The organism is Thermovirga sp. (assembly GCF_017656375.1).
In the GTDB taxonomy this organism is placed as follows: Bacteria; Synergistota; Synergistia; order Synergistales; family Thermovirgaceae; genus Thermovirga.
The window spans coordinates 1-3,970 of the sequence record NZ_JACDOB010000058.1; the positions used below are offsets into that span (position 1 = coordinate 1).

General features: G+C 43.2%; 6 protein-coding genes. 4 read left to right on the top strand and 2 right to left on the bottom strand.

Translation table 11 applies throughout. From position 1 onward, the window contains the following. The coding region (locus H0Z23_RS08580) for an HD domain-containing phosphohydrolase (protein ID WP_296869032.1) at positions 1 to 1,067 on the bottom strand (1,067 nt) is incomplete at its 3' end. Positions 1,068 to 1,220: 153 nt separating this feature from the next. On the opposite strand from H0Z23_RS08580, the gene H0Z23_RS08585 reads away from it, so the two are divergent. The 4 genes from H0Z23_RS08585 (at position 1,221) to H0Z23_RS08600 (ending at position 3,588) form a co-directional block, all read left to right on the top strand. After that, on the top strand, positions 1,221 to 1,721 hold the full coding sequence (locus H0Z23_RS08585) for a chemotaxis protein CheX (RefSeq protein ID WP_296869033.1): 501 nt from the start codon (positions 1,221 to 1,223) through the stop codon (positions 1,719 to 1,721). Positions 1,722 to 1,793: 72 nt separating this feature from the next. Continuing rightward, positions 1,794 to 2,519 carry a flagellar type III secretion system pore protein FliP gene (gene fliP / locus H0Z23_RS08590; protein ID WP_296869034.1) on the top strand — a complete coding sequence of 242 codons (726 nt, stop codon included), beginning with the start codon at positions 1,794 to 1,796 and terminating at the stop codon, positions 2,517 to 2,519. A gap of 16 nt (positions 2,520 to 2,535) precedes the next feature. After that, positions 2,536 to 2,802: a flagellar biosynthetic protein FliQ gene (locus H0Z23_RS08595; protein ID WP_296869035.1), complete on the top strand. Its 267-nt coding sequence runs from the start codon at positions 2,536 to 2,538 to the stop codon at positions 2,800 to 2,802. 12 nt (positions 2,803 to 2,814) lie between these two features. Then, on the top strand, positions 2,815 to 3,588 hold the full coding sequence (locus tag H0Z23_RS08600; RefSeq protein ID WP_296869036.1) for a flagellar biosynthetic protein FliR: 774 nt from the start codon (positions 2,815 to 2,817) through the stop codon (positions 3,586 to 3,588). Here H0Z23_RS08600 and H0Z23_RS08605 read toward each other — a convergent pair. Further along, the coding region (locus tag H0Z23_RS08605) for a hypothetical protein (RefSeq protein WP_296869037.1) at positions 3,554 to 3,970 on the bottom strand (417 nt) is incomplete at its 5' end. The two genes, H0Z23_RS08600 and H0Z23_RS08605, sit on opposite strands and share 35 nt — an antisense overlap.

The window sequence follows — 3,970 nt, forward strand, 5'->3', positions numbered from 1 at the left end:
TTGAGAAGGTTTGTATAAGCCTCAGAAAAAGTGGCTATTATTCTGATGAGGGGGTTATCCTTCCTTTTAGGCGGCACTTCTTCGACCTGGCCTAAAACGCCGCCTTTGTACAGCAAGAAGCACCCGTTTGGGAATGGGGCAACGGCGTTGCTAAGGGCTTGAACGAATCGTTTATCAAATCGTTTGTCAGCACCTTGAAAAAGTATTTTAAGAGCATGGTAAGGTAAGGCGGCTACGTGATATGGCCTTTCAGATACTATGGCATCATAAATATCTGCTATAGTGACTATTCTGACATGGTTGGGAATTGTTTCTAACTCTTGAACTCCCTCTGCGCTGTAGCCAGTTCCATCAAGGAATCTATGGTGATGAGCTACCATGGCTTTAGCTACAGGCATGAGATTGGGAGTGTTTTTCACCATATGATAACCAAAGGTTGGATGTTTTTGCATGATGACCCACTCTTCTGGAGTCAGTTTCCCTGGTTTGTTTAAAATCTTCAAAGGGACTTTTGTTTTTCCTATGTCATGGAGTACGGATCCCAGCGCAAGATCGTGCTTGTCCTGGTCTGTTGGCCTTATGATGCCCATTATTTCTGCAGAGCGCAGTATTGAGAGGGATATTAGCATGACAGTCCATGAGTGTTCGTGAGTGTGGTCGTCATGTCCCGAAAGCATCTGAAGATTGTCCAATATGGAAGGTTCGGTGTTGAAAATTGTTTCTATAAGTGGATGGATATCTTTGCTTAATTCTTCTACAGTTGTATCTTCGAGGCGGTCTATGTTCCTTGCTTTTTGGAAGAACCTTCCTAATTTTTTGTGTATCGCAGGGGAAATGTTTTTTAATGGTTCTGCCGGTTTTATAATACCTTTTGAGCTTTCGTCGTATGGTATCTGTATCTTCACGTATTCGATGTAGTCCCTTACCATGAGCCGCGCTATGTGGGAAGGTGTTAATGTGACCCCCTTACATAAAAGAGGTCTACCATGCGGGTCATATATAGTTTCCCCTATTGTTTGTCCTGGCTTTAAGTCTGACACTCTTACGTTGATTATCAAATATGCCACAAAAATCGCCCCTTTTGCGTGCATAGTAAAAATAGAGTCTTGGATAAGTACAATTATTACAGTAAATTATATAGGCAAAACGGACGAAAACAAATATGTGCTTAAGTGGATATTGATGTTTGCTTTGTTTAGGAAAGAAAAAGAGGTGAAAATATGAGAGATTTAAAGCTGCTATCCGTAATGGTCCAGGCTTTTGCCGTCTCTACAGTCAAAGTGTCCAAGGGATTGGGGTTCAATTTGAAAATTAAAAAGGAGTCCATAGTTCCAGGTATTAAATCCGAATCTGCCAGTGCGGCAGCTTTGATTGGTGTCATAGGGGAGGATTTCAAGGGGTCAGTTACTCTTTTAATAAACAAGAAGGCCTTTGACTACATCATAAAGACTATGTCGGGAGGGATGATCCAGAGCCCTTCCACAGATGATCCTGTTTCAATGAGCGCATTAGGTGAGTTGGCGAATATGATCTGTGGCTCTGCCCTTCAGGAGTTAGGGAAGAGCTATAGTAAACATGTTGACATTACGCCACCTCAGATGTTTGCGGGGGAAAATTTAAAATCCATTCCATCTGAAAGTGAGGACATGAAGTACTATACAATACCTCTTTTGGGGGAGGCAGAAGGAGCGAAATTGTACCTTGTCCTTGGGTTTAGGTAGTTGCAGGGCGTAGGGAGGCGAAAAAGGATAAGGATGATAAGCCGAAGAAAGATATGTTTTTTATTGCTTTTTATGTTTATGTTTTGCCTTTCTGCTGAGGTGGCACAGGCCCAGGAAGTTGCTAGACCTGTCCTTCCATCTGTGTCTTTAAACGTTAATGGTAACCAGCAGGACCTCCCCTTGACCATGCAGGTTTTTCTGCTCGTTACCCTTTTAAGTTTGGCGCCGGCTTTGGCTTTGATGGTGACCAGTTTCACCAGGATACTTGTCGTTTTGGGTTTTTTGCGAAACGCTATGGGAGTACAGCAGCTTCCTCCCAACCAAGTGATAGTAACGTTGGCCATATTTCTTACACTTTTCATAATGAGGCCTGTATGGGAGGAGGTTTACAAGGAGGCTTATCAGCCTTTGCAGAATGGGGCAATCACGACACAGGAAGCCCTTGAGAGGACGTTGAAGCCCGTTAGGGCTTTCATGTTGAGCCAGACAAGGGAGAAGGAGCTGTCTCTCATGGTATCTTTGGCGGACATGGAAAGGCCCGAGTCTCCAGAAGATGTTCCTACCCTAGTCTTGCTTCCGGCTTTCATGCTCAGCGAGTTGAAGACGGCCTTTCAGATGGGCGTAGTGTTGTTTGTTCCCTTTCTGGTTATAGATATGATAGTTTCAAGTATCCTTATGTCCATGGGAATGATAATGCTACCTCCAATGCTTGTTTCTCTTCCCTTTAAGGTATTGCTTTTTGTCCTTGCCAATGGTTGGGATTTGGTAATAGTTAGCCTAGTAAAGAGCTTCAAGTGAGGGAGGCTTTTGTCTTATGGATGGTTCCTTAGGTTCTTTGTTTAGTAACGCTATATGGACTGCGATTGGAGGAGCCTTGCCTATACTTTTGGCAGCTACCATAGTGGGATTGGCTGTGGGTATTTTGCAGACTGCTACGTCCATCCAAGAACAGACCCTTTCTTTTGTCCCTAAGATATTAGTGGTCCTTTTAACAGCGCTGTTTTTTGGACATACACTTTTTGCGCCTATTCTGAAGTTGGCTTCGGATATATTTGGCAATCTGGAAAGTTTTGTAAAGTAGAAAAGGGGTGGGATGATCGAATTTTTGCCCTTTGTTCTTTTTCTTTTTTTGGCTTCCCTTAGGTTCCTTGGTGTGTTAAGTTCGCTTCTTTTTTTCTCGGAGGCGAGCATGCCTGTTGTGGTCAGGTATTATCTTTCTCTGGCGTTGGCTGTGGCAGCTTACCCTGCTTTTGGGCAAGGCTATTTCGATACTGCTATATTGGCTTCAAGTTTTACTTTCGCTTTCAGTGCATTGGGGGAGCTGCTTGTCGGGATAATATTAGGGGTTCTGGCATCAAGCCCCCTTTATGCCCTTAAAATGGCTGGTCGGTTCATCAGCCAACAAATGGGTTTTGCCATGGCAGAAGTTATGGATCCTATGTCTGAACAAAAATCGTCAGTTGTGGGGCAGATGAAGTACCTCATAGGGACGTGGTTTTGGTTTTACTTTGGAGGCCATATTCTGGCTACGCAGGGTGTAGTGGAAAGTGTGTCCATAATTCCTATTGGGAGCCCCGTATTCACCTTGTTTTCCCTAAACGGTATCACAGCATGGATTAAGGAATTGTTTTTATTATCGATGAAGGTAGCTTTACCGTACTTCGGCGTTTTGCTCCTGACGGAGATAGGTTTAGGCTTTGTGGCCAAGATGGTTCCGCAGATGAACATATTTATGTTAGGCTTTCCTGTAAAAATAATTCTTGCTCTGATTTTCTTGGCTATTTTATCCGTGGCCGTAATAAGGTATTTGCTGCCGACGGAGCTAACGAAGTTCATGGAGCTTCTTCCTCTTTTTTGGACACAATAATTAAGGGGCCATTATTGGCCTTTTCGACCAGGAATTTCCCTATTGGTTTCCATGATGCTCTTTCATATTTTAACAAGTAGATTGTTTTTCTAAAGGGTGTATGGGTTTCAGGTGAAAGCTGGCAGTAGTAATTGGATGTGGTTATGATAGCAGAGTTTTCGATCTTTTTTACCACTTCCAAAGGAGAGCTGGCTGGGTGGGTTAAAATTTCAGATAACCAAGAGAGAGTAGCATTTATTTTCAACAACTTTTGAGGTTGGACGGATGACGTTATATATGAGGGTAAAAGAGCTTTCAATTGCTGAATCTCATCAATAGAGGGGGAAGGCTCTTGGCTTAAGGCGAAAAAGCCATCCATTCGGGGAGATTTATCCATTTCCCA